Source organism: Dactylosporangium sp. NPDC049140, assembly GCF_040648435.1.
On sequence record NZ_JBEZDS010000005.1, the window covers coordinates 35026 to 59723 of the forward strand.

A 24698-nucleotide genomic window follows, 5' to 3' on the forward strand; every position below is an offset into this window, starting at 1 on the left:
GGCCGGGCTAGCGGTTTACGTGCAGGGTCTCGCCCTCGATCACGGTGCAGGGCAGGAGGCGCTGCAGCTGGGCCGGGCGGCCCTCGACCAGGGCGGCGAGCACGTCCACCGCCTGCGCCCCCATCTCCTCGCGCGGGATCTCGATGCCGGTGAACACGACGCCCGCCGGGTCGGCCGCCCGCGTCGGCTCGCCCAGCGTGATGACGGACAGGTGCGGGGCGACGGCGTGCACGGCCGGGCCGTCCGCGGCCTCCTCGCACACCACCGCCGTCACGCCCGCCGCGCGCACCGCGTCCGGCGTGCCCAGGCGTACCGCCGTCGCGCCCGTGCCCTCCAGGCCGGCCGTGAAGCCGCGCCAGCGGTCGGTCCAGGCCTCGGCGCCCTGCCCCGCGCCCAGGTACGCCAGGCGCGTGTGGCCCAGGCCCACCGCGCGGCGGACCACCGCGGCCGTCGCGGACGCGTAGTCGGCGCCGACGTACGGCACCGGGCCGCCGGCGTCGTCGCGGCGGCCGACGGAGACGAACGGCGGGCCCGAACGCACCAGGCTCGTCAGCTCGGCGCGGTCCAGCGAGCGGCCCAGCAGGATGGCGCCGTCGGCCAGGCGCAGGCGCTGGAGGACCTGCCGCCGGCCGCTGGTCAGCAGCAGCAGGTCGATGTCGAGCTCCTCCGCGCGGCGCTCGATGCCCACCAGGAACGGGTGGTAGAAGTCGCGGGCCGAGCTCGGGAAGACCGGCTCGTAGGTGAAGACGCCCAGGATGCGGTTGCGGCGCTCGGCCAGGCGGCGGGCCACCGGGTCGGCCACGTACCCGGTCGCCTCGATGGCCCGGCGGACGCGCTCGCGGGTCTCCGGGGCGATCTTCAGGCGGGGGTCGTCGTCGCGGCCGTTGAGCACGAACGAGACCAGGGTCTGGCTCACGCCCGTCATGCGGGCGATGTCGCGCTGGGTCACCCTCCGGGCCACCGCATCAGCCTCGGGCCACGGACCGGCGAAGTCAACCAACTAATACGTATTAGTCTCTTGACGGGGGCGGCCGGCGAAAACCACACTCGCCGCCATGACCGCACGCCGCCACGTGATGATCTGGGTGCTCGTCTCGGCCCTCCTGACGCTCATCTACCCCACGCACGCCGATGCGGCGACCCCCGACACCGCGCAGAAGGTCACGCTCAACGGGGACGCGTGGCAGTTCAAGGCGGTCAAGATGCCGTTCTTCGGGTGGGAGCAGCAGGACACCCCGCTCGACCGGCACTTCATCCGCGACGCGATCGACGCGGTGCCGGCCGCGGAGTGGAGCACCTGGCACGACGTGCGGGTGCCGATGGCGTGGAACAGCGTCGGCGAGTTCGACTTCCCGAGCTACTGGCACTACATCCACAAGGGCGAGTACAAGCGGACGTTCGCGGTCCCGGCCTCGTTCGCCGGCCAGCGGGTCAAGCTGCACTTCGAGGGCGTCAACTGGCAGACGACGATCACCGTCAACGGGACCGTCGCCGGCACCCACGAGTTCGCGCTCACGCCCTTCGACGTGGACATCACCGACCTCGTCACGCCGGGCTCGGCCAGCAACACGCTCGACGTGCTCGTGCAGGACATCACCGCGAACTTCATCGGGCCGTCCCCGGCGGAGTACAGCGTCGTGAAGTACCCGATGGGCGTGCGCGGCGAGTACTGGAACCAGAGCGACGGCAGCGCCCCGCGGCTCTACCACGAGGCCAAGTCGGGCCTGTTCAAGGACGTCGAGCTGGTCGGGGAGCCGAACGTGTACGTCGAGGACGTCTTCGTCCGCCCCGACCGCGCCGGCGGGAAGGTCACCGCCGAGGTCACCGTCCGCAACGAGTCGGGCGCCGCGCAGACCGTCTCCGTGGCCAACCAGGTGAACCGCTGGTCCGACGGCGCCGCCGCGCTCACGTTCGCCGGCAGCCCGGTGCAGACGGTTCCCGACGGCCAGCGCGTCAAGATCACCATCACCCAGCCCTGGACCACCTTCCAGCTCTGGTGGCCGGACGACCCGGTGCTGTACAACCTCGTCACGACGCTCAAGATCGGGGCCACCGCGGTGGACCAGCACACCGAGCGGTTCGGCGTCCGCGACGTGAAGGCGGTCAGCTCCGGCGACCCGAACCTCCGCGGCGTGTACGTCAACGGCGTGCGCACCGCCCTGTTCGGCGAGTCGATCGAGACCAACCTGCACGGCGCCGGCGCCGGCGGGATCGACGCCGACGGGCTCACGTTCAACGGCAACTGGGCCCTGACCCGGTCGTACTTCAGCCAGGTCATCGACGTCGCCAAGGCCATGAACATCAACGTCCTGCGCATCCACCGCGGCTGGGCCCTCAACCGCGACATCGTCGACATCGCCGACGAGAAGGGCATGATGCTCATCGCCGAGAACCCGATCACACACCCGAGCTGGGAGGTGCCGCTCGCCGCGACCCAGCGCGAGACCGGCCTCGAGGCGGTGCTCGGCATCGCCCGGCACTACCGTAACCACCCGTCGATCGTGATGTGGTCGATCTCGAACGAGAACCCGGCGTACAACGCCGACCTGACCGCCGGCATGCAGACGGGCTACGGCGGCGAGGACGCGGTGAACCCCGACATTCAGCTCGTCTCCGCCGACGCGGAGACGGCCGAGGTGAAGTCCGACGGCTACCTCGGCGGCTACCTGTCGAACCCGACCCCGAAGACGTGGTTCACCTACGAGGAGAACGCGTCGTACCTCAAGCTCGGCGACGCCGCCCGCCGCGCCTCCGTCGTCGACTCGATGCGCATCTTCCGCCAGCAGCGCATGAGCCTCGGCTACGACGCGAAGGTCATGCTCGCCTTCTACAACTTCCAGAAGGTCTTCTCCCTGCCGGCGAGCTCGTACCAGATCCCGTGGACGAGCACGGACGTCCCCGGGTACCACGCGCAGTACCTGTGGCACAGCATCCTGAACCCGTACACGAGCCCGCCGTCGACGACCGCGATGCCCGACGCCCAGGCCCTGTGGACGGACACCTACGCGCCCGTCGCGGTCTTCGACAAGGCCTGGGTCGACGGGGCCATGACGGGGCCGGGGCTCAGCACGACGTACAGCAGCAGCCGCACGTTCTTCGTCTTCAACAGCGACCTCGCGGACCGCTCGACCGCCGTGACGGTCGGCTGGAGCCTGCTCGACGCGGACTCCGGCGCGGTCATCCGCTCCGGCTCGAGCGTGGCGACGGTACCGCTGGGCGGCTCGGCGAGCGTGACGGTCGACACCGGCGGGGCCGCGACCCCGAACGTGCTGCTGCGCCTGACCGCGGCCAAGTCCGGCACGGTGCGCTACGACGAGACCCTGGCCTTCGGCGGGGCCGTCGCGGCGCCCCCGCCGACCCAGTCCGTCCCCGGCGCCGACGTCGTGGTGCTCGACAACGGCGAGCCGGGCACGGCCACCAGCGGGCTCACGCGCTCGACCGCCTACTCCGGCACGTACGGGCTCGACGCCGCCGCGAAGTCCGCCCCGCAGCCCGGCGACCTGGCCCGGTTCACGCCGTATCTCGGTACCTCAGGGCAGTACGACATCTGGGTCCACGTCCCGGGCGGGCTCTCCGGCACGCAGAACGTGAACGTGGTGCGCGACGACGGCGGGCTGGTGCAGAGCACCGCGACCGTCGACACCGGCGGGGCCGGGTGGGTGAAGGTGCCCGGCGGGCCGTACCGGATGAGCGCGAGCCAGGCCGCGAACTACGTCGAGCTGGTGCCCGGCGGCAGCGCGCCCGCGCTCGTGGCCGACGGGGTCGCGTTCCAGCGGGTCACGGGCGGGGCGACGACGGTGAAGGTCGACGAGAGCCGGGCGCCCGGGAACGGGACGACCTGGCAGTACCTCGGGAAGTACACCTGCGGCGGCGGCACCTCCTGCTCGGTGCGGCTGAGCAACGCCGCCAACGGGCGGGTCGTCGCCGACGCGGTGCAGTTCCGCCGGGCCGGCACCACCGTCACGGTCGACGAGGACCAGGCGGTGCGCACCGGAACGTGGCTGAGCGCCGCGAAACCGGCCTCGGTCGGCGGCGACGTCCTCTACGCCGACCCGGGCGCGGCGGCCACCATCACCTACTCCCCCGCGCTCCCGGCGGCGGGCGAGTGGGAGGCGTACCTCACCTGGGACAACAACGCCGGCAACCAGCGCGGCACCGACGTGCCGGTCACCGTCACGAGCGCGGCCGGCTGGGACGTCTTCGACGACGGCATGGACGCGCCGGCGGCGTGGACCGGCGTCGGCGGCGGCGGGGCGACCACGTGGACGGGCTCGGCGGCGCGCGTCGTCGACTCCAGCACCGCCGACTACTACGCGATCGCACGCGCCGGCTTCACCCCGCCGGCCGGTGCCTTCACGTACGAGTTCGTGGCGCACACGAACGCGGCGGGCAGCGGCGAGGTGGCGGTCCGCTCGGGGGCGTACTACATCCGGGTCGTGCTCAACCACGGCACCGCGGGCACGGTCACCGACGGCTACGGCGGCGCGGCGAAGTCGTTCACGCTCGACACGACGGTGGATCACACGTACCGGGTGGTGGTGCACGGCTCGTACGCTTACGACCTCTACGTCGACGGCGTGTTGCGCTGGTCCGGCGCGGTGAGCAAGGGCACCGGCACCAACATCGTGAAGATCGGCTCGGAGCCGGCCACGCGGGCCGACCTGACCGTCGACCGGGTGTCGCTGGGCACGGGCGAGCGGCTGCCGTGACTCACAGGACCTTCGGCGGCGTGTTGCCGGCGGCCTCGATCGCGCGCCGCACCGGCACCAGCAGCAGCATCGCGAGCCCCGCGACGAAGAAGACGAGCGTCGACACGATCGCGATGCGGTACGTGCCGGTCAGCTGGAACGCCAGGCCGAACAGCAGCGGGCCGAGCCAGCTCGTGCCGTCGGAGGAGATCTCGTACAGGCCGAAGTACTCGGCCTCCGAGCCGCGCGGGATCATCTGGCTGAACAGCGACCGGCTCAGCGCCTGCGAGCCGCCCAGCACGATGCCGATCAGGGCGCCCAGCAGCATGAACAGCACCGGCGTGCGCTCCGGCAGCGGGTAGGCCAGCGCGATCGCGGCGCACCACACGACGAGGCTGGCGACGATGGTGCGCCAGGCGCCGTAGCGCTCGGCGACGCGGCCGAGCAGCCACGCGCCGCCGAACGCGACGAACTGCACCAGCAGGATGGTGGCGATCTGCACCGACTGGTCCAGGTGCAGCTGCTGGTCGGCGTAGATGGTCGCGACGGTGACGACGGTCTGGATGCCGTCGTTGTAGACCAGGTACGCGGCGAGGAAGAACAGCGTCAGGGGGTACGACCGCGCGCTCTTGAGGGTGTGCCGGAGCTGGCGGAAACCGTCGGCGAGCGCGTTGCCGCGGCCGCCCTCGCCGGCGACGGCCGGGCGGTCGCGCAGGCGCACGACCGCGACGGTGGTGAACGCGGCCCACCACACGCCGGCCGAGACGATCGACCAGCGGGCGACGGTGCCCGAGTACTCGTCGCCGAGGCCGAGCAGCGCGCCGAGGTTGACGACGAGGAGGATCCCGCCGCCGATGTACCCGATCGCCCAGCTGAAGCTCGACACCCGGTCCCGCTCGTCGGGCCCGGCCAGCTGGGGCAGGTACGAGTTGAAGACCACCTTCGCGGCGCCGTAGGCGATGTTGGCGACGAGCAGCAGCGCGGCGCCGAGCAGGTACCGGTCGCCGGTCAGGAACACCATCGCGACCACGCTGCCGGCGCCGATGTAGGCGAACAGCGCCAGGAGCCGCTTCTTGTGCGAGCTGCGGTCGGCGAGCGCCCCGACGAGCGGCAGCAGCGGCACGGTGAGCAGCACGGAGGCGGAGATGGTGTACGTGAAGAGCGAGCCCGTCGCCACCGGCACGCCGAGGACCCGCACGAGCCCGTCCGGCCCGGCGGCCCGCTCGGCGACGGTGGTCAGGTAGGGCCCGAGGAAGACGGTGATGACGGTGGCGCGGAAGGCGGAGATGGCCCAGTCGTACGAGTACCAGCCGATCCGCTCCGAGCGCGTGGAGACGGCGGCGGGCGCGTTCATGGCGGACATGCTGCCAGCGCGGGCCTTCGCCGTCGATTGAACGCCGGGTGAACGTTCAGCTACCGGCCGCCGCGCCCGCGCCACGACGCGCCGGTCCTCGACGCGTCAGCCGGTGAAACCGGCTACCGCTCGGAGGCCTTGCGGGCGCGGTACGCGGCGACGTTCTGCCGGTTGCCGCAGCCCGACTCGCAGAAGCGGCGCGAGCGGTTCTTCGACAGGTCCACCAGCACGTCGGCGCAGTCCTCCGCGGCGCACACGCGCAGGCGGTCGAGCTCCCCGAGCCTGATCACGTCGACCATCGCCATCGCGAACTCGACCATCAGCCGCACGGCGAAGGGCTCCGCCGCGTCGGTGGCGTGCAGGTGGTAGTCCCAGCCGTCGTGCCGCACCAGCTGGGGCAGGGCGCGGCCCTCGCGGAGCATGGCGTTGACCAGCTCGACGGCCGTGTCCTCGTCGGTGCCCCAGACCGCCCGCAGCCGGGGCCGCAGCGCGCGGACGGCCTCGAGCTCCTCGCGGTCGTGGCGGAGGACGCCGGTGTACCGGTTCCGCCCGATCCACGCGTCGAGCGCGGCGACGTCGGGCAGCAGCTCGCCGTCGTCGGCCGAGTCGGTGTTGATGAGAGCCGCGGTCGACGTGAGCGTGGCCTCGGTGTCATGAGCAAAAATCTTCTTGACTCCTTACCGGCGTGGGCCTACGTTGCAGTCATGAGCATAACGCGGTTTGCCAATTACAGGCTAGACGGCAGACGAGGGCGCGGGGCGGCCGGTTTCGGCCTGGCCGTGCTCGGCTCGGCCATGTTCGGCACGTCGGGCGTGTTCGCCGACGCGCTCATGGCCACGGGCTGGACGCCGGGCGCCCTGGTCACCTTCCGGATCGCGATCGCCGCGCTCGTGCTCACCCCGTTCGCGCTGTTCTCGCTGCGGGGACGGATGCGGCTGCTGCGCACGGCGCTGGGCGAGGTGGTCGCGTTCGGCGCGGTCGCGGTCGCCGGGTGCCAGCTGTTCTTCTTCAACGCGGTCGAGCGCCTCGACGTGGGCGTCGCGCTGCTGCTGGAGTACGGCGGCATCCTGCTCGTGGTGGCCTGGGCCTGGCTGCGCCACGGGCAGCGGCCGCGCCGGCTCACCGTCGCCGGGGGCGCCGCGGCGCTGGGCGGCCTCGTGCTGGTGCTCGACCCGGCCGGCGGCGGCCTCGACCCGGTCGGCGTGCTGTGGGGCATCCTGGCGGGCACCGGTCTGGCGGTGTACTTCGTGATGGCCTCCCGCGGCGAGGGCGCCCTGCCCCCGATCGCCCTGGCCTGGGCCGGCATGGTCGTCGGCGCCATCGGCCTCGCGGTCTTCGACGTCACCGGCCTGCTGCCGTTCCGCACGAGCACCGCCGACGTCACCCTGCTGGACCGCCAGCTGCCCTGGCCGGTGCCGATCGCCGGGCTGGCCGTCATCGCCGCCGCGCTCGCGTACGCCACCAGCATCGCCGCCACCCGCCTGCTCGGCGCGCGGGTCGCCTCGTTCACCGGCCTGCTCGAGGTCCTCTTCGCCGTGCTGTTCGCCTGGCTCGCCCTGGGCCAGCGCCCGGGCGCCTGGCAGCTAGCCGGCGGGGTGGTCGTGCTGGCCGGGATCGCGCTCGTCCGCGCGGACGACGATCGGGAAGTCCACCCGGACGAAGGGGTTCGCCAGGCCGTACCGCTCGGCGAGGCCGGCATCGTCGACCGTCTCGAACTCGCGGACGAGGCTCTCCTTGACCCCGAAGACGGCATCGGAGTCCAGGTAGGGCGACCCGGCGACGAACACGTGCGTGGTGAGAGTGCGCACGCCGGGCGCTGAGACCTCGACGTGGATGTGGGCCGCGCGGTACGGGTGCCGCGCGGTCGCCCCGAGCAGCCGCCCGACCGGCCCGTCGGTCGGGATCGGATAAAACCGCGGAACGATCGTGCGGAACCAGAAGCGCCCGTCCGCGCCGGCGGTGAACAGTCCCCGGAGATTCTGCGGCGGTACCGTATCGGGCCGCTGCACGTCGTAGAAGCCATCGGCATCGGCCTGCCACACGTCCACCCGGGCCCCGGCCACGGGCCGCCCCTCGGTGTCGAAGACGCCCCCGGTGACCAGACAGGGCTCCCCGTCACCGGCGAGCGCGATACTGTCCCCGAGCGCCCGCGGCGGCGACGCGACGAGGTGGAACGGCCCCTCGACGGTGGTCTCGGTACTGCCGTCCACCGACGGGTTGGCGAGGCTCTCGACGAGCATCGACACCCCGAGCACGTCGGAGAGCAGAATGAACTCCTGCCGGGTGGCGTCGCAGCGCTGCCCGGTGTCGGTCAGGAACCGGACGCCGGCCGCCCACTCCTCCCCGGTGAGCCCGACGTCCTTGACGAACGCGTGAGCGTGACGGACGAGCGACGTGAGAATCTCCCGGAGCCGCGGGTCCGGGGCCCCGGCGAAGCTCTCGGCAACGACGTCGGCAGAGTGCTCCTCGTCGAACATGGCGGCAGCCTACTGTTTCGCTAGCTCGCTGCGCTCGCGGTGGGGGAGCTGTGTTTCCTAGCTCGCTGCGCTCGCGGTGGGGGAGCTGCGCTCCACCCACACCCCCTCAAAATCTGCGCCGGCGCGCTCTGGCAGCACAAGGGTGCGCCGGTTTCGGGGCGCCGCGTTCACATTCTCGGCGGGTCGTACAGGTTCAGCTCGTCGGGGTCCGGCGGTTCGAAGAGCGGCACGTGCCAGTCGAGCATCTCGCGCGTGATCCGGGGCGTGCCGCGGGCCTCGAGCCGCCGGGCCAGTTCGTCCAGCGGCACGTCCAGGTAGTGCAGCTCGACCGCCGCCCCGAGGGACCGGGCGCCGAGGCGCTTCTCGTCCCGGTCGGCGCGCAGCCAGAAGCCCGCCTCCAGGATGACGTCCTGCCCCAGTGTCAGCAGCCGCCGGGCCAGCTCCCAGAAATGCCGCTCCAGCCGCACGCGGGTCTCGACGTCGAACAGGTCGAGGCCCAGCCCGGCCATCCACTCGTCGGCGCACAGCCGCACGGCCGGCCCCTCGATCTCCAGGCGTTTGGCCAGGGTCGTCTTGCCGGAGCCGGGCAAGCCACAGATCAACATCAACGTCGCGACGCCGATCATGTTACGGTACTTACCGTGCGGTCTGAAAACATACCGAGCGGTAAGTCGGAGCGGACGTTCGTCGAGCGGGCCCGTCGGGCGCAGCTCGTCGAGTGCGCGATCGACGCGATTGCCGAGCTGGGGCTGCCCCGGGCGTCGCTGGCCGAGGTCGCCAAGCGGGCCGGGGTCACGAAGACGACGATCTTCTACCACTTCGCCAACCGCGAGGAGCTGATCCACGAGGTCTTCGCGCACACGCTGCGCGAAGGGGCCGAGTTCATGGCCGCGCGCACCGGCCGGGCCGACGGGCCGGCCGCGGAGCTGCGGGCCTACATCGAGGCGAACGTCGCGTACATCGGCACCCACCGCAAGCATGTGCAGGTGCTGACCGCCATCGCGATGAACTTCACCGACGAGGACGGCCGGACCCGGCTGCGGCACGACGCCTCGGTGTACGGCACCAGCCTCGCCCCGCTGCAGGACCTGCTCGAGCGCGGCCAGCGCGCGGGCGAGTTCCGCGACTTCACGACGCGCACCATGGCCATGACGATCCGGGCCGCCATCGACGCGATCGGGCCCCAGGTCAGCGTCATGCCGGAGCTCGACCTGGACGCGTACGCCCGGGATCTGGTCCTGCTTTTCCGCCACGCCACCGAGAAGGAGGCCCGCCCATGACCCGCGACCGCCGAACCGGAGCCGCGCTCGCACTGGCGCTGGACGTCGTCATCCCCCTGGCTGTCTTCTACGGGGCCCGCGCGGCCGGCGTGAACCAATGGCTCGCGCTGCTGCTCGCGACCCTGGCGCCGCTGGCCGGCATCGGCTGGACCTGGGCCCGGTCCCGCCGGCTGGACCCGACCGCGGTGTTCGTCATCGCCACGATGGCGTTGTCGCTGCTGGTCGCGCTGGCGTCCGGCGATGCCCGGGCGCTGCTGGCCCGGGAGAGCTGGCTGACCGGGGCCGTCGGGCTGTGGATCCTCGGCTCGATGGCCACCGGGCGGCCGTTCCTGCTGGACGTGGCCGGCAAGGTGAGCCCGACCGGCATGGCCGCCCGGTTCGACCGGCTGTGGGCCGGCAACCGGGTCTTCCACCGCTGGGTGGTGCTGGCCAGCGTCGCGTGGGGCAGCGCCTTCGTGCTGGACGCGATCATCCGGGTCGTGTTCGCCTACACCCTGGCCCTCGACACCGTGCCGGCCGCCGGCACCGTCTCCCTGATCGTCCTGATCGTGCTGGCCCAGGGCATCGCGATGGTGCACGGCCGGCGCAGCGGCGCCCTGGCCCTGATCCGCGAGCGGGAAGGCGCGCCCACGACCTGACGGATCCGGGCCGGCCCGATCAGCCGATGTGCGGCAGCGACCGCGTCTCCTCCACGGCCTTGATGATGTGGAGCGAGGCGATGGAGGACACCCGCGGAGCGTATCGGTCCGCGCCCGGGCGGGAATGTCCTTGCGGGCCGGGCCCGGGCGGCGAACGATCGGATGCCGTGCCGATAGTGGGTATGGACGCCGGGATCCCGGCCGGGCGGGTCGTCGTCGTCATCGACGTCATCCGGGCCTTCACGACGGCCGCGGTCGCCTTCGAGCGCGGCGCGGCGGAGATCGCCTGCGCGCCGTCGGTCGAGGCCGGCCGGGAGCTGCGGCGGCGGCACCCGGACCGGCTGCTCGTCGGGGAGGCCGGCGGGCTCAGGCCCGCGGACTTCGACTTCGGCAACTCGCCGTCGGAGTTGTCGGCGGCGCGGCTCGACGGCCGGCGCCTGATCCAGGCGACGTCGAACGGCACGCGCGGGCTGGCCCGGTGCCCGGACGCGGCGGCGCTGCTCGCGGTGTCGGCGCCGAACGTCGGGGCGACCGCCCGGTGGATCGCGCGGCACCACCCCGGCGTGCCGTGGACGCTCGTCTGCACCGGGCGGACGGCCGAGGACCGGGCCTGCGCGCGGTACCTGGCCGGCCTGCTCGACGGGTCGGCGCCGGAACGGGCGGACCTGGTCGCGGGCATCGAGGAGGGCGCCGCCGAGCACGCTCACGCCTACGCGCAACGACCCGCGTCCGAACGCGTCGACCTGTCGCGGGACCTGCCCTTCTGCCGCGACGTCGACCGGTCCGGGTTCGCCATGGTCGGCGCGGTCCGCACGGGACACGTCGTCCTCACCAGGGTTCCGTGCTGACCAAGGGCGCGTGCGCGGCCCGGCTATCATCCGGAGCTGACGACGATCGATCGGAGCGTTCCTGGTGCCGCTGTCGAATCGGCTGATCCGCCCCCTGCTGGCCTCGGTCGCCACCTGGTCGCTGGCCGACGACGAGTGGTCCACGGTCAACGCCACGCTGGCCGCGCTGGGCGAGGCCGTCCGCGCCGGCGACGACGGCCGGGCCGGGCGGGAGGCGGCGCGCCTGGCCGAGTACGGCGGTGCGGTACGGATCGGGCGGCGGATCGACGCCGGCCTGGGTGACCCGGCCGCGCACGGGGCCGACGAGGAGACCCGGTCGCTGATCAACGACCTGGTGCACCGGCTGACGACCGAGCCGGCCGAGCCCGACCACGCCGAGCCGGCGTGACGGCGCCGTTGGTCCGCCGGCCGGCGGTGCTGAGCCTGACGTACTGGACCGCGGGCCCCGGCGGCGACCTCCCGGCCGGCCTGCACGCCGCCTGGGCCGCGGCCGGGCGGCTCGGGCTGACCGAGGAGATCGAGCCGCACCCGGCGCAGCTGCGGGCGGCGGTGCCGTTCGACCATCCCGGGCGGCTGCGGGTGCTGGGCGCGCGCGGCGCCGGGGCGGGCCCGCAGGTGGAGCAGGCGTACGCGTACCAGCTGCACGACGTGATCGGCCTCGCCCTCATGCGGGCCCCCAACCGCGACGCCGCCGAGTGGGCCGCCCTCGAGCCCGCGGCCCGCCCGGGCGATGCGATCGGACAGGCCACCGTGTACCTCGGGCTGCTCGGCGACCGCGACGCGCCCACCACGCACGGGGCCGCCGTCGCGCTCGGGCGGCGGCTGCGCGGCCTCGTCCCGGGCGGCGAGCGGGGCTGGCCGGGGACCGCGTGCGGGTTCCCCGCCGGGATCACCGCGTGGGACGTGTCGCCGGGCGGTGGCGACGGCACCGGGCGGCGGCTGCTGGTGCTCGCACCGGAGCGGGCCGAGGACGCGGTCGACCGGTGGGTGTGGCTCGACGACGGGCCGGGGCTGCCGCCGTTCGCGCTCTATCTGCTGCACGCCGCGAAGCTGCGGTACGAACGCGCCGTCCTGGTGCGTGAACTGCCCGCGCTGCGCCGGAACCTGGCCGCGGCGAACGAGGAGAGCGCGGCCCTCAGCGGCGTGCTCGGCTCGGACCGCGGGTCCGACCGGCTCCTGGCCGCCGCGACCCGCCTCACCGACCTGCAGACGCGGGCCGACGGGCTCGTCGACTCGCTGGCCCGGGTACGCACCCTGGCCCGGACCGTCGAGACGGCCCAGGCCAACCTCGCCGCGGTGCTGCCCCAGCCGGTCTACGAGGGCGACGGCGGGCCGCTCGGCGACGACCGCCGGATCGCCGGATGGACGGCCGGGCAGCTGCGCAGCGAGGAGACGTACCTCGACGCCGCGACCGCGCGGGCCGGGGCGCTGCTCGGGACCGTGACCGCCGTCGTCGACACCGGCCTGCGCGCCCGCGACGACGGCCGCACCCTGATGCAGACCTCGATCATCGGCGGGCTGCTCGTCGCGCTGGCGGCGGTACAGAGCCTGAACTACGCCGTCGACCTGCCGGGGCCGCTGATGGGGCCGCTGATCCTGCTGCTGACCGCCCTCGCGATGTGGCTGCCCTCCGCGGTGCTCCAGGTCGGCCGGGCGGGCCGCGTGCCGGCCGGGTGGGCGCCGCTGGGCGTGCTGCTGCTCGCCCTGACCGCCGCGGCGGCCGGCTGGACCGCGGTCACCGGCGCCTGGCTGGTCCGCGGCGGGCCGGCCCCGCCCTGGGCGAGCGTCGTCACCGCGGTGGGGGCCGCGACCGTCGCCGCCGCTGCGGCGCTGGCCTACCGACGGCGGAAAGGCCGTGCCGATGACCGGCGATGAAGAGCTGCTGCAGCGGTACCTCGAGGCGCCCACCTGGGAGGAGGCGCTGAGCTCGCCCGCACCCCCGGCCGCGTGGTTCGCCGACAGCGCCGCGCGCGCCGAGAGCGAGAGCAACGACGGGATGGCCGGGTACCTCCGGCGGCACGCGGCGGTTCTCGCGAAACTGGACGCCGACGGGTACGATGCGGCCCTCGCACTGGCCCGCGGGCGGATCGACCCCGAGGAGCCGAAGGACTTCCGCGCCTGGCTCGAGGTGATCGCCGACCTCGAGCCGGAGCACCTGGCCGGACTGCTCCGGGAGCACCCGTGGCTGCTGTCCGGCGCCACCGGCGAGCGCCTGACGCAGATAGTCGGCCGCGCCGCCGCCGATGGCGACCTGGCCCGGCTGGTCGACGTGGAGTACCGCCGGCTGTTGTTGCACTGCGCACGGCACTCGGGCGTGGCCCGGACCGTCGCCGCGCTGGGCGGTGGGGCCGGTGGCGGCGACGGCCCCGGCGACCCGGACCTGCAGATGCTGCGCAAGCTCGCGCTAGTGCGGCGCGTCTGGGACACCGAGCCGGCCCGGTTCGCGCTGCACGACGTGGCGGCGGGGTTCGTGCAGCGGTACCACCGCACCGGCGGTACCGACGATCTCGCGATCGGTCTGCTGCTGTACCGGACGCTGCTCGACGCCCTCGGCGAGGACGACCGCGACTTCGCGGCCGCGCTCTCGGGCAACCTCGCGGGCACGCTGCAGCTCTGGGAGCGGGCCACCGGCGAGGTCGAGCACCGGCCGGAGGCGGTCGAGCACTACCGGCGGTACCTCGCGCTGAGCGACCCGGCCGACCCCCGCCGGCCCTCGATCATGGTCGAGCTCGCCGGCGTCCTGCTGCGGACCGGCGGGCCCGGCGCCCCGGCCGAGGCGCGGGAACTGGTCGCCGCCGCACTGCCGCGGCTCGCCGGCCACAACGCCGAGCAGCACATCATCGGCCTGATCCACCTCGCCACGGCCGACCTCGACGACTTCCGCCGCGGCGGCGACCCGGCGGCGGCCCGGGCCTCGACCGCGGCGGCGGCCGACGCGATCGCCGCACGGCCCGCCGCCGACCCCGACCGGCGCCGCCTCGCCGACGCGCTGGGCCAGACCGTCATGGCGATGCTGCAGGCCCGCACCGACCCCGGCCTGCTGGACGCCGCGAACCGGGCCTTCGGGCTGGCCGCCGACGCCGCCGGCACCGGCTCGCCCGAGGTCGACGTGCTGCTCAACCAGGCGTCGATGCTGGTGACGCGGTTCGAGGAGCGCGGGGCCGAGGCCGACCTCGACGAGGCGATCCGGCTGGCCCGCGCGGCCCTGGCCCGCACCGGCGCCGGTCACCCGCAGGAGCCGTACGCCCTCGACGTCCTCGGCAGCGCGCTGCGGCAGCGGTTCCTGCGCGCCGGCGACATCCGCGACCTCGACACGTCGGTCGAGGTGCTGCGCCGGGCGGTCGAGGTGCAGGGCGACGCGATCGTGGTGCCGGCCGCGCTGACGAACCTCGGCAACGCGATGCTGGAGCGGTACCAGCACACGCGGCGCCCCGAGGACCTCGACGAGGGCGTCACCGCCTTCGGCCGCATCGTCGCGGCGACCGGACCCGGCGACCCGGCGCGCGGGAACCGGGTCAGCGGCCTCGCCGCCGTGCTGCGGCTGCGGGCCAAGCACCGCGGCCGCCCGGACGACCTCGACCGGGCGATCGCGCTGCTGGAGGAGGTCCTGGCCGCCGCAAGCCCGGACCAGCGCGGCGCCTTCGCGCTGTGGACGTCGATGGGCCTCGCCCTGCGCGACCGGTACATGAACGGCGGCGACGACGCCGACATCCGCCGCGCCGCCGAGCTCACCCGCGCGGCCGCCGAGCGGACCCCGGCCACCGCCGCCACGCTCCCGCACGTGCTCACCAACCACCTGCTGGTCCTGCTCGCGCCGGCGCTGCGGGCGCGGGAGCGCACCGGCGCGCCGGTCACCGACCTGGACCGCTGGCTGACCGTCACGCTGCGGCAGGCGTCGGCGCGGGCCCGGGCCGGTGGCGACGTCGCCGCGGCGCTCGCGGGCATCGTGGCGCCGCCCGCCGAGGGGCCGGTGCCGACCGGCGACGAGCCGCCGGACCGGCCCGCGCCGAACCGCCCCGGACCGCCGGACCCGGAGGCGGCCCAGGACGATGGTGTACCGCGGTCGCTGCTCGGCCCGCCGGCCCGGTTCACGACGCCGGAGTACGCGCTGGTGGCCTACCACCGGGCCGAGGCGGCGCTGGAGCGGTACATGCGCACGAGCCGCCCGGCCGACCTCGACGAGGCGGTGCGGAACTGGCACGCCGTGCTCGACAACCCCAACTTCGCCGCGGTCGACCGCGCGGTGCGCCGGACCCTCGCCACGGCCGCGACCCGCGTCTACCACGCGGCCTACGGCGCGCACCCGGACGGCGGCTCGCTGGGGCGCCTGGTCGACGGCTTCCGGCTGATGTACGACCTCACCGACGAGCCCGGGGACCGCCGGACCGTGGCCCTCGACCTGGCCCGCGCCCACATCACCCGGTTCGGCCGCATCGCCGACCCGGCCGACCTGGACCGGGCCTTCGCGGTACTCACCGCCGCGATGGACCCGGCCGAGCCCGGCGACCCGATGTGGCGGCAGGGGCTGCGGTACCTCGTCGGGACCCTCCAGGAGTATCCGGAGCCGAGCACCCGCACGGCCGCCCACTGGGCCCGGCTCGACCTGGTCGCCGGCCTCCTCGACCGGCTGGGCGACAAGCGGGAGGCGCCGGCCTGGGTGGCCGCGCGGGCCTTCATGGCGACCGCGTTCGCCGAGCTGAGCAAGGACCCCCACCATCGCGCCGAGGCGCTGCAACGGGCCCGCCGGATCGCCCCCGCCGAGATGCTCGACGCGATCGACGAGCTGGCCGCCCTCGCCGGCCCCGAGGCCGAGGGGGTCGAGGTCTCGCTCGGCGACCTGCAGGAGCCGCTCGACGACCCGCGGCTGGAGGCGGAGCGCGTGGCCCGGCTGCGCATCTTCGCCACGCGCATCGACCCGGCCACGGACTACGAATGGTGGCTGCAGGCCGGCACCACCCTGGTCCTGGCGCTCATGCGCCAGGGCGACGCCGACGCGCAGGACGAGGCGCTCGGCGTCGCCGAGGCCATCGCCCGCGAGGCCGCCGGGCACGACGACCGGCCGATGCACGTGCTCGCGCTGGCCATGATCCGCGAGCTGTACGGCGAGCGCATCCACGGCAACGCGGCCGACAACCGTGACCGGGCCGTCGCCGCGGCGCAGCGGCAGCTCGCGCTGTGCGAGCCGGGCACGACTGCGTGGGCCGGGGCGAGCGCCCAGCTCGGGGCGGCGCTCAGCCGGCGGGCGGCGTACGGGCGGCCCGGCGAGGGCGACGCCGAGCGGGCCATCGCCTGCTGCCGGGCGGCGGTCGAGGCGCTCGGGGCCGACGCCCGCCCGGACGAGGCCGGCATGGTGCACTTCCTGCTCGGCAACGTGCTGCTCGACCAGGTCACCGGCGGCCGGGCCGAGAACATGGAAGCGGCGATCGCCGCGTACCGCACCGCCCTGGAATACCTGCCGGCCACCGAGCCGGCCGGGGCCAACGCGCACCACCAGCTCGGGATCGCGTTCACCAACCGGCTGCGCGGCGGCCGGGAGGACAACCTGCGCGTCGCGGTCGGGCACTTCGAGGCCGAGCTGGACGTGTTCACCCGCGAGCGGCACCCTCGGGACTGGGCACTGGCCCAGGTGAGCCTCGGCAACGCCTACAGCCAGGCGTACGGCGACGACCCCCGCCGTACCGCCGAGCTCGCCGGCGCGGCGTTCACCGCGGCGCTGACCGTCTTCACCCGCGACACCGACGCCTACCAGTGGGCCCGCATCCGCAACAGCCAGGGTCTCCTCGCCATGGACGCGGACGGCGTCGGCGGGCGGCCGTCCGACCCGGACGCGGCCCTGGCGCACTTCAGCGCCGCGCTCGAGGTCTACGACCGGGACCGCTTCCCGGTCGACTGGGCCCGGGTCCAGGAGTACCTGGCCGTCTGCGAGCTGAGCCTGGGCCGGCCGGAGCGCAGCGCCGAGCATGCCGAGGCCGTTCTGGCGCGGTACGCCGGACAGGGACACAGCATCGAGGAGGGCCGCGCGCGGGTGAGCCTCGCCGGGGCCCGGATCGCGCAGGCCGGCCGCGACCCGGCCGCGCGTGACCGGTACCTGACCGAGGCGGTCCGCCACCTCGAGACCGCGCTGGTGATCCTGGCCGGCCACGACATGACGGCCGGCATCCGCGACGCCGCCACCGAGCTCGCCGAGGCGTACGGGGCGCTCGGCTGGTGGGCCGAGAGCGTACGCGCCTTCGAGACCGGCATCGCCGCCGCCGAGGCCGGCTACTCCGCCGCGCTGCTGCGCGCTTCCCGCTCGGCCGAGCTCGAACACGGGCGGCGGCTGGTCCGGATCGGGGTGCGCGCCCTCGTCGCGGCCGGGCGCCCCGCCGACGCCGCCGTCGCGCTGGAGCGGGGCCGGGCCCGGTGGCTCGGGGAGAGCGTCGCCCGTGACGCCGCCGACCTGGACCGCCTCGCCCTGGACCATCCGGGCCTGGCCGCCGGCTTCCGCGCGGCCGCGGCCCAGGTGAGCGCGGCCGAGGCCCTGGAACGGCGGGCGGCCGGCGGCGACACGCTGTCCGAGGCGGGGCGGGCCCGGGCCGCGCTCGACGCACAGCTCGCGCGCATCCAGCGGCTGGCGGGGTACGAGCGGTTCCTGGACCTGCCGGGCCTCGGCGACATCGAGCGGGCCGTCGAGGCCGGGCGGCCGCTGGTGTACCTGCTGCCGGCCCACGACGGCACGGTCGTGCTGCTGGCCCACCGCACCGCGGACGGCGACCTGGACGTGCGGGACCACGCCGCCCCGGGCCTCACCCTCGACGGCCTCGACGAGCTGCTGTTCGGCCCGGACGGCTTCCTGGCGGCCCAGCTGCGCGGCGGCGAGCAGTTGCGGGGCGCTTTGGCCCGCCTCCTCGACGACCTCGGCGAGCGGCTCATGGGACCGGTCGCGGCCGCCCTCGCGGGCGTGCCGGCGGACGGCGTCGCGATCGTTGCCGCGGGGCGGCTCGGCGTGCTGCCCCTGCATGCCGCCCGCTACGACACCCCGCACGGCCGCCGCTGCCTGCTGGACGACCACGCCGTGTCCTACACCCCGTCGGCCTGGATGCTGGCGAACACCAGGGCGGCCGAGCCGGCCACGGCCGTGCTGGCCGGCGTCGGCGACCCGACGGGCGACCTGCCCTTCGCCGGCGGCGAGCTGGCCGACATCGCCGCCCTGTTCCCACCGCAGAGCCGCGTGTTGTACGGCGACGCCGCCACCGCCCCCGCGGTCCGCGCGGCCCTGCCCGGCGCGACGCACGTGCACTTCGCCTGCCACGGCGGGTACGACCTCGCCGACCCGCTCGCCTCGGCCCTGGTCCTGGCCGGCGGCGACGAGCTGACCCTGCGCGAGCTGCTCGACGGCCAGCTGCTGCGCGACGCCCGCCTGGTCGTGGCGTCGGCCTGCCAGACCGCGATCAGCAACGTCCTGCGCCTGCCCGACGAGGCCCTGGGCCTACCGGCGGGCTTCCTGCGCGCCGGAGCGGCCGCCGTCGTCGGCACCCTCTGGCCGGTCGCGGACCTACCGACGGCGCTGCTCATGCACCGCTTCTACACACACCTGCTCGGCGCCGCGGGGACCGCACCACTGCGCCCGGCCGCGGCCCTGCGCGCCGCCCAGCACTGGCTGATCCGCCTGAGCACGGCCGAACTGGCGGCCCTGCTCATCGGCGCACCGCCCGCCGCCCCGTCCGGCGACGAGCCGGGCCCCTTCGCCGACCCGTACTTCTGGGCCGGCTTCGTACTGGCCGGCCAATAGCCACCGTACGAAAGCGCACGGCACGCCCCCGATCACCCACGAGACGCTCGAATGGCCCACCGCTCCTCGAACCGCCGGACCCCAACGAACTGCACCTGTTCGCCCCACCGCGGAGATGAGGCCGTGAGTTTCACCTTCGACGTCAACAACGAGGAAATCTGGAGCCCGGCCAACAACGTCGCTCGGCTCTACCTCGACACGGTCGACGCGGCCTCGCGCTACGTCGACCGGCCGACCGGGCTCACCGATGTCTCGGGAGACTGGTACACGATCGAACCTGACGCCTTCCGCGACTTCGTCGGGGCGATGCTCCACGCCTATGTGGAACGCGGGCGTGGGGACGTCCGGGCGTTGCTCCGCGGGCCACTGGCCGTTTCCCTCGACCTGTTGCGTCGGGCGGGCATCGCGCTGGACGGACGGACCGACAACGAGGTGGCCGCGCTGAGCGAGCTCAGGTCCGACCTGCCGTTCTGACCGGCCGCACACGAGCTGATCCTGTTCGGCCGCCGCGAACGTGAGCTCGGCACCCCGAAACCCGCGCACCCTTGGGGTGCCAGAGCGCGCCGGCGCAGATTTTGAGGGGGTGTGGGTGGAGCGCAGCTCCCCCACCGCGAGCGCAGCGAGCTAGGAAAGCGGACAGGTGTCTCTGTACTCCTCGATCGCCGATCCGCTCGGGGCCGGGCACAGGAACTGCTCGTAGCGCGTGTCGTTGTCCACGAAGCGCTTCAGCCACGAAATGCTGTACTTCGCCACCGTCACGTTCGCCGACGTCGGGGCCGAGTGGGTGGCGTTGTTCAGCTCCAGGTACGCCTTCTCCGGCGCCGCCGTCATGCTCGTGTAGAACGGCTCCGCGTGCGAGGCGACCGGGGCCACGGTGTCGTTCTCCGCGCCGATGACGAGGGTCGGTACGCGTACCGACGACCAGTTCCTGGTCTGGTGCCACGGCGTCATCGGGATCGCCGCGCGCAGCGACGGCCGGCTGCTCGCCGCCGACAGTGAACCGCCGCCGCCCATCGAGTGGCCCATCACGCCGAGCCGGGTCGCGTCCACGCGGGTGCGTACGGCGCTGGAGCCGGTGAGGTAGTCCAGGGCGGCGAGCAGCTGGCGGCCGCGGCTCGCCGGATCGTCCACGGTGGACAGTGTGTCGATGGTGATGACGACGAAGCCCTGCGAGGCCAGGCGCGGGCCGAGCCACGCCACGCTCGACTGCGACGCGGTGAAGCCGGGCGAGATGGCGACGCCGCCCCAGGTGCCGTAGGCGGTGCTGGCCGGGTAGTAGATGGTCCCGCCGCCGAAGCCGCTCACCGCGGAGCGGGCCACGGTCGTCGAGGCGGTCGCGAACGGGCCACGCGCGGCCTCGATGCTCGCGGTGGTGGGGGCGGGGCCGCGCTCGTAAGGGTTGGCGGCGAGCGCCGGGGCGGCCCCGGCGAACACGAGCAGCAGCCCCAGGGCGGCGACCGACAGGCGTCTGAGGATGGGCATGGCGGGGCTCCCTCACATGGACATCAGTAAATGCGATGCCAGTCTGGAGGGCCCTGCTACCGGCCGGTAATCCCGTCGTTCAAGGGAGCGCGACGGTATGCCGTGAACCGGGACGGGCCCGGGTGCGTGGCCCCCGGCATGCGGATCCTTTTCACCGCCAATCCGATGTACGGTCACGTCAACCCGATGCTCCCCCTCGTGCACGCCGCCCGCGCCGCCGGGCACGACGTCGTCGTCGCGACCGGCTCCGACCTCGTGCCGCACCTGGCCGGGCACGGCGTCACCACCTGGACCGCCGGGCCGTCGCACCGGGAGGCCGGCGGCGGCCCCGACGCCGACTGGCTCGCCTACTTCGTGTCCTCCGCGCAGCGCCGGGCCGCCGAGCTCGTGCCGCTCGCCGCCGACTGGAAGCCCGACCTGGTCGTCTCCGAGGACACCGAGCTCGCCGGGCCGGTCGCCGCGGCCGTGACCGGGGCGCGGCACGTCGTGCACGGCATCGGCCTGATGCCGCCGGTCCAGCTGTGGCCGGTGCTCGGCCCGGCGATCCGGACGATGCTGCACCGGTACGGCGCGGAAGCCGACCACCGCGCCGCGACCTACCTGGAGCTGTGCCCGCCGAGCCTGCGCCCGCCCGGCGAGCGGATCTGGCCGCGAACCCTCGACCTGCGCCCGGTCGCGGGCCTGCCGGCCGCCGGGCAGCGCCTGCCGGCGGCGCTGGACGCGCTGCCGTACGAGGACACGGTGCACGTCACGCTCGGAACCGTCTTCCACGACCACCGCGAGGTGCTGCGGACCGTGGTCGCGGCGCTGGCGGCGCTGCCGGTGAACGTCGTCGCGACCGTCGGGCCCGGCACCGACCCGGCCCGGTTCGGCCCGGTGCCCGGCAACGTGCTGCTGGCGCCGTACCTCCCGCACGCCCTGCTTCTGCCCCGGTGCACGGCGGTCGTGTCGCAGGGCGGGGCCGGCATCCTGTTCGGCGCGCTCGCCCACGCCCTGCCGCAGCTCGTCCTGCCCCAGGGCGGCGACCAGTTCGGCAACGCCGCCGCGCTCGCCGCGTCCGGCGCCGGGCTCGCGCTCGACTCGGCCGCCGCGGTCGCGGACGGGGTCAACGAGCTGCTGCGCGCCTCGTCGTTTCGAGCCAAGGCCGCGGCTGTACAGCGGGAGCTCACCCTGATGCCCGACGCGCCGACGGTCCTGGCCCGCCTCACCGCCTGACCCGGCACGGAACGGCTTGGAACGCCTCCATGGACGTAGAGACCGTTCGGGATCAGTGGAGGTGTCATGAAGTACAGAACAGGTCTGCTCGTCATTGCGCCCTTGGCGGCGGCCGCGCTCATCGCCGCGCCCGCGCAGGCCGCGGCCCCGACGTTCACCGTCTCGCCGGGCGGCGCCTGGACGGGGACGCGGGCCGCCGACGGCACGGTCGGCATCCGCGACGCCGTGTCCAACCAGACGACCCTGTGCGCGGGGCTGGCGGTGTCGGGCCGCTTCCGGGCCGGCGCGGGTCAGAGCGGTACCGATATCGGCGCCCTGAGCAGTATCTCGTTCACCGGCTGCAAGGCCGAGGGGGTGGCCGTCACGGTCACCGTCACCACCTCGGCGGCCAACCCGGCCCCGATCAGCCTGACCGGGGCCTTCCCGTCCGACCCGGCCGTCTTCACCGGCCAGGCCACCAACATCTCGCTCACCCTGGACGACACGAACGGCTGCCACGCCGTCGTGGGCGCGAGAACCTCCAGCGGCGGCGGACCCGGCTTCACGGGCATCGCGTACCGCAGCACCGACGCCCGGCTCTCGTTCGCCGCCGGCGGCAAGGGCCTGTTCGTGCAGTCCGCGTCGGCGCAGTGCGGCACCGGCGCCCAGGGGCTGGACGTGAAGGTGTTCGACCGCATCTCGCTCGGCGGCTTCGGCACCACGCTCACCGACTCCGCGGTGAACATCTCCCCGCCGCAGCGGATCACGTCACCCTGACCGCGCCGGAGCGGCCGCGGCCCGGTGGAACCGCCGCCGGGCCGCGGCCGTCCAAGGGTCATGCCGCGCAAGACGATCCCCCTGCTGCTCGCCCTCGCCATCCTCGCCGGGTGCCACGCGCCCGCCGCCGCCCCGGATCCGGTCAGCTCGCCCAGCGTCGCGCCGGTCGACGGCCCGGTCGCGTTCCACGTGCGCCTCGGGGCCGGGCAGCACCTGGTCACGAGCTCGCCGGCCCCGGGGTCGTGCCCGGCCCTGAGCGCCCGCATCGTGCTCGGCCACGACGGGCTGGCCCTGCTCACCGCCTCCGGCGCGCGGTGCGGGACGGGCGACAACGGCGCCCCGGGCAACGGGCGGCACGGGGTGTACCGCGGCAACGCCGACATCCCGCCGGACCGCACGGTCACGAGGACCACGACCCCGCTCGGCGAGGCGGCGCTGTTCACGCAGCCGTACTACGAGTGCACGAACTCGTGCAAGCACTACACCGAGCCGGTCGCCGTCATCACGCTCACCGCCCCGGCCGACCCGGACGTGCGCGCCCTGACCGTCGTCGGCGAGCGCGGCACCATCGACCTGAACGCGCTCACCGCCCTCGTCCGCGACCAGCTGACGCCCTGAAAATCTGCAACAGCGCGCCCACCGGGTTCGCCGCCGCCGACGCGCTCGGGCAGCACGGCACGGGCTCCGGCAAGCTGTAGGCATGCCGATCCGCCGATTCGAGCCCGGCGACGCCGCCATCGTCGCCGGGCTCATCGCCCGCTGCCTGCGCGAGGTCAACAGCCGGGACTACCCGCCGGAGCTCATCGAGCGCATGTGTGCGCACTTCACCCCCGCGCGCGTCGCCGAACTCGCCGCCGCGCGGGAGATGTGGGTGTGCGAGCACGGCACGGTGTCGCGCGACGGCAACAAGGTGTACACCATGTTCGTCGACCCGGACGCGGCCGGGCGCGGCGTCGGCCGCGCGCTCATGGCGCACATCGAGGCCCGCGCGGCGGCCGAGGGCCACGCCTTCATGGAGACCGGCGCGAGCATCACCGGCCACGGCTTCTACCACCGCCTCGGCTACACCGACGTGCGCACGAGCGAGACCGGGTTCGGGCTGAACTACATCCTGCGCAAGCCGCTGGCGTAGGGGGCGGTGCTCCCCCGCTCGATCAGGCGCGTCGGGACCAGGTCGGTGCCCGGGCCGGCGGGCTCGTTGCGGATCTGGGCCAGCAGCGCCCGCACGCACCGGCGGCCCACCTCGGCGAAGTCCTGGTGCACGGTCGTGAGCGGCGGCAGGTACGAGGCGGCGTCGGCGATGTCGTCGAAGCCGACCACGCTCACCTCGGCCGGGACCGGGCGCCCGGCCTCGTGGAACGCGCGCAGCACGCCCAGGGCCATCTGGTCGTTGGCGGCGAAGACGGCGGTGCAGTCCGGGTCGGTCGCGAGGCGCCGGCCGGCCTCGTAGCCGGAGCGGGCCGACCAGTCGCCGCGCTCGATCGGCGGGGCCGGGCGGCCCGCGGCCAGCAGCACCTCGCGCCAGGCGTTCGCGCGGCGCTCGGCCGCGTAGGACTCCTCCGGGCCGGCCACGTGGCGGACCGTCGGGTGGCCGAGGCCGAGCAGGTGCCGGACCGCCTGGCGGGCGCCGTCGGCCTGGTCGGTGTCGACCACCGGATACCGGTCGCCGGCGTCGGAGTCGACGATCACCACGTGCACGCCCGGCGGCAGGGCGACCGTGCTGGCGTCGAGCAGGTGTACCTCGATGATGACCACGACGCCGTCGACCGCGAGCTCGCCCAGGCGCGTGAACGCCCCGAGCACGTTGTCCTGCGTCGGTACCCCCACCGGAATCAGCGTTATCGCATAGCCCTCGGCCGCCGCGTGGGTCGCGATCGCCTCCACGGTGCGGCTGTTGCCCGTCGAGGACAGCCCGAACAGGATCACGCCGATGGTGTTGAACTGGCCGTAGCGCAGGGCGCGGGCGGCACTGTTGGGCCGGTACCCGAGCTCGCGCATGGCCGCCAGCACCTGCTGGCGCGTCGAGGCCACCACCGCGGGGTGGCCGTTGGACACCCGCGAGACGGTCTGTGAGGAGACGCCGGCCAGCCGGGCCACGTCGGCCATCGAGACCCGTTGCTTGCGCCGGCCGCCCGGCACGCCGGAGCCGCCGCGGTCCGCGGTGCGGGCCTCAACATTCATCGCCGGTC

At 74.4% G+C, this 24698-nt stretch carries 19 protein-coding genes and 1 pseudogene; 13 read left to right on the forward strand and 7 right to left on the reverse strand.

What is annotated here, in order from left to right; translation table 11 throughout:
* Nucleotides 1–7: 7 nt before the first annotated feature.
* A complete protein-coding gene (locus tag AB0B76_RS10755; protein WP_360372844.1) occupies nt 8–961 on the reverse strand; it encodes a LacI family DNA-binding transcriptional regulator in 954 nt (317 codons plus the stop codon).
* A gap of 94 nt (nt 962–1055) precedes the next feature.
* On the opposite strand from AB0B76_RS10755, the gene AB0B76_RS10760 reads away from it, so the two are divergent.
* Complete coding sequence (locus tag AB0B76_RS10760; RefSeq protein ID WP_360372846.1) at nt 1056–4709, forward strand: sugar-binding domain-containing protein; 3654 nt, start codon at nt 1056–1058, stop codon at nt 4707–4709.
* A 1-nt stretch (nt 4710) separates the two neighbouring features.
* Here AB0B76_RS10760 and AB0B76_RS10765 read toward each other — a convergent pair whose 3' ends face one another.
* Together AB0B76_RS10765 and AB0B76_RS10770 are read right to left on the reverse strand one after the other, a co-directional pair.
* Nucleotides 4711–6051 (reverse strand): MFS transporter, encoded by a 1341-nt coding sequence (locus AB0B76_RS10765; protein ID WP_360372849.1) that lies wholly within the window; start codon nt 6049–6051, stop codon nt 4711–4713.
* A 113-nt stretch (nt 6052–6164) separates the two neighbouring features.
* Nucleotides 6165–6707: a CGNR zinc finger domain-containing protein gene (locus AB0B76_RS10770; RefSeq protein ID WP_360373630.1), complete on the reverse strand. Its 543-nt coding sequence runs from the start codon at nt 6705–6707 to the stop codon at nt 6165–6167.
* Between the two features lie 39 nt (nt 6708–6746).
* Between AB0B76_RS10770 and AB0B76_RS10775 the strand changes: the two genes are divergently transcribed.
* Nucleotides 6747–7862: a DMT family transporter gene (locus AB0B76_RS10775; protein WP_360372851.1), complete on the forward strand. Its 1116-nt coding sequence runs from the start codon at nt 6747–6749 to the stop codon at nt 7860–7862.
* Here the strand turns inward: AB0B76_RS10775 and AB0B76_RS10780 are convergent.
* Together AB0B76_RS10780 and AB0B76_RS10785 are read right to left on the reverse strand one after the other, a co-directional pair.
* Nucleotides 7791–8519: pseudogene (locus AB0B76_RS10780) on the reverse strand (dioxygenase); the annotation flags it as partial. The gene AB0B76_RS10775 and the pseudogene AB0B76_RS10780 sit on opposite strands and share 72 nt — an antisense overlap.
* Nucleotides 8520–8686: 167 nt before the next feature.
* On the reverse strand, nt 8687–9145 hold the full coding sequence (locus tag AB0B76_RS10785; RefSeq protein WP_360372854.1) for an ATP-binding protein: 459 nt from the start codon (nt 9143–9145) through the stop codon (nt 8687–8689).
* 15 nt (nt 9146–9160) lie between these two features.
* On the opposite strand from AB0B76_RS10785, the gene AB0B76_RS10790 reads away from it, so the two are divergent.
* From AB0B76_RS10790 to AB0B76_RS10820, 7 genes are all read left to right on the forward strand, one after another.
* Entirely contained in the window at nt 9161–9799 is a 639-nt protein-coding gene (locus AB0B76_RS10790) for a TetR/AcrR family transcriptional regulator (RefSeq protein ID WP_360372857.1), read from the forward strand.
* The gene (locus AB0B76_RS10795) at nt 9796–10437 is read left to right on the forward strand and encodes a VC0807 family protein (RefSeq protein WP_360372860.1); all 642 of its coding nucleotides are present in this window, start codon (nt 9796–9798) and stop codon (nt 10435–10437) included. The genes AB0B76_RS10790 and AB0B76_RS10795 overlap by 4 nt, the downstream gene beginning before the upstream one ends.
* Nucleotides 10438–10604: 167 nt before the next feature.
* Nucleotides 10605–11285, forward strand: a complete 681-nt coding sequence (locus tag AB0B76_RS10800) for a 2-phosphosulfolactate phosphatase (protein ID WP_360372863.1) — start codon at nt 10605–10607, stop codon at nt 11283–11285.
* A gap of 64 nt (nt 11286–11349) precedes the next feature.
* Nucleotides 11350–11673 carry a CATRA system-associated protein gene (locus tag AB0B76_RS10805; protein WP_360372866.1) on the forward strand — a complete coding sequence of 108 codons (324 nt, stop codon included), beginning with the start codon at nt 11350–11352 and terminating at the stop codon, nt 11671–11673.
* Nucleotides 11670–13160, forward strand: a complete 1491-nt coding sequence (locus tag AB0B76_RS10810) for a CATRA conflict system CASPASE/TPR repeat-associated protein (RefSeq protein WP_360372869.1) — start codon at nt 11670–11672, stop codon at nt 13158–13160. The genes AB0B76_RS10805 and AB0B76_RS10810 overlap by 4 nt, the downstream gene beginning before the upstream one ends.
* On the forward strand, nt 13147–19056 hold the full coding sequence (locus AB0B76_RS10815) for a CHAT domain-containing protein (RefSeq protein WP_360372872.1): 5910 nt from the start codon (nt 13147–13149) through the stop codon (nt 19054–19056). The genes AB0B76_RS10810 and AB0B76_RS10815 overlap by 14 nt, the downstream gene beginning before the upstream one ends.
* 123 nt (nt 19057–19179) lie before the next feature.
* Nucleotides 19180–19530 (forward strand): DUF6086 family protein, encoded by a 351-nt coding sequence (locus AB0B76_RS10820; protein ID WP_360372875.1) that lies wholly within the window; start codon nt 19180–19182, stop codon nt 19528–19530.
* Between the two features lie 150 nt (nt 19531–19680).
* Here the strand turns inward: AB0B76_RS10820 and AB0B76_RS10825 are convergent, their stop codons facing one another.
* The gene (locus AB0B76_RS10825; RefSeq protein WP_360372878.1) at nt 19681–20538 is read right to left on the reverse strand and encodes a dienelactone hydrolase family protein; all 858 of its coding nucleotides are present in this window, start codon (nt 20536–20538) and stop codon (nt 19681–19683) included.
* A 165-nt stretch (nt 20539–20703) separates the two neighbouring features.
* Here AB0B76_RS10825 and AB0B76_RS10830 point away from each other — a divergent pair, with 165 nt between their 5' ends.
* The 4 genes from AB0B76_RS10830 to AB0B76_RS10845 all read left to right on the forward strand — a co-directional run bounded on the left by AB0B76_RS10830 (nt 20704) and on the right by AB0B76_RS10845 (nt 23641).
* Entirely contained in the window at nt 20704–21753 is a 1050-nt protein-coding gene (locus AB0B76_RS10830) for a glycosyltransferase (protein WP_360372881.1), read from the forward strand.
* 66 nt (nt 21754–21819) lie between these two features.
* Entirely contained in the window at nt 21820–22509 is a 690-nt protein-coding gene (locus AB0B76_RS10835) for a hypothetical protein (RefSeq protein ID WP_360372885.1), read from the forward strand.
* Nucleotides 22510–22569: 60 nt separating this feature from the next.
* The gene (locus tag AB0B76_RS10840; protein ID WP_360372888.1) at nt 22570–23127 is read left to right on the forward strand and encodes a hypothetical protein; all 558 of its coding nucleotides are present in this window, start codon (nt 22570–22572) and stop codon (nt 23125–23127) included.
* A 4-nt stretch (nt 23128–23131) separates the two neighbouring features.
* Nucleotides 23132–23641: a GNAT family N-acetyltransferase gene (locus tag AB0B76_RS10845; protein ID WP_360373633.1), complete on the forward strand. Its 510-nt coding sequence runs from the start codon at nt 23132–23134 to the stop codon at nt 23639–23641.
* Here AB0B76_RS10845 and AB0B76_RS10850 read toward each other — a convergent pair.
* Nucleotides 23614–24690 carry a LacI family DNA-binding transcriptional regulator gene (locus AB0B76_RS10850; protein ID WP_360372891.1) on the reverse strand — a complete coding sequence of 359 codons (1077 nt, stop codon included), beginning with the start codon at nt 24688–24690 and terminating at the stop codon, nt 23614–23616. The two genes, AB0B76_RS10845 and AB0B76_RS10850, sit on opposite strands and share 28 nt — an antisense overlap.
* Nucleotides 24691–24698: the final 8 nt, after the last annotated feature.